At 38.8% G+C, this 740-nt stretch carries 1 protein-coding gene; it reads right to left on the minus strand.

Going from position 1 to position 740, the window contains the following annotated elements; translation table 11 throughout:
- Positions 1-119: 119 nt before the first annotated feature.
- Positions 120-587 carry an IS200/IS605 family transposase gene (tnpA, locus tag RV13_RS20455; protein ID WP_028020983.1) on the minus strand — a complete coding sequence of 156 codons (468 nt, stop codon included), beginning with the start codon at positions 585-587 and terminating at the stop codon, positions 120-122.
- Positions 588-740: the final 153 nt, after the last annotated feature.

The raw sequence follows: 740 nt of genomic DNA on the forward strand, positions 1-740 counted from the left end.
AGTAACACATCCACCCGTGAGAACGGGTGGCTTTTTAACACCTCTAGAAGAGGTCACTACTCGCCTACTCCATAAATGGAGCTTTCTAAAAGACCACCAACCGCTCTTCGCTCGCTACTTTATTTCTTTTTCTTCATTTTGAATGGATCAACGTATTCTCGTTTACTTATACTATCTCGGATTCGATCATCTGATTCTTGCTCTCGTATATATTTTTCAATTGTTTTCTGGTTCAGACCGACTGTGCTCACGTAATACCCCTTTGACCAGAAACTTTTATTTCCATATTTATAGACTAAGTTTCCATGCTGCTCATGGATAAGCGTCGCACTTCTTCCTTTCAAGTAGCCCATGAACTGCGAGATACTTATTTTTGGTGGTACTTTTACCAACATGTGAATATGATCTGGCATTGCGTGTGCTTCGATTATTTCTACCTCTTTCATCTCGCAAAGCTTCCTCAAAATTCTTCCAATATCTTTTCTTAATTCCCCATAGATTACTTTTCTTCTATATTTTGGGGTGAAGACTATGTGATACTTACAATTCCATCTAGTATGTGATAAACTTTTGTCGTCTTTAGACATAGAAAAACTCCTTTCGATAAAATAAGCGGTTGGTAGCCACTTATTAGTATATCGAAAGGAGTTTTTATCGCTAAAGCTATTCCATCCACGCGTAGAAGCGCGCGGTTTTCTTGTTTCGTACGCTCCGCGAACGAAACTGACTAAAGTCATTAA

Source organism: Enterococcus raffinosus (assembly GCF_001886185.1).
In the GTDB taxonomy this organism is placed as follows: domain Bacteria; phylum Bacillota; class Bacilli; order Lactobacillales; family Enterococcaceae; genus Enterococcus_A; species Enterococcus_A raffinosus.

Excerpts from the sequence above, each read along its gene's own strand:
- tnpA (WP_028020983.1), bottom strand. The coding sequence starts at position 587 with ATGTCTAAAGACGACAAAAGTTTATCACATACTAGATGGAATTGTAAG.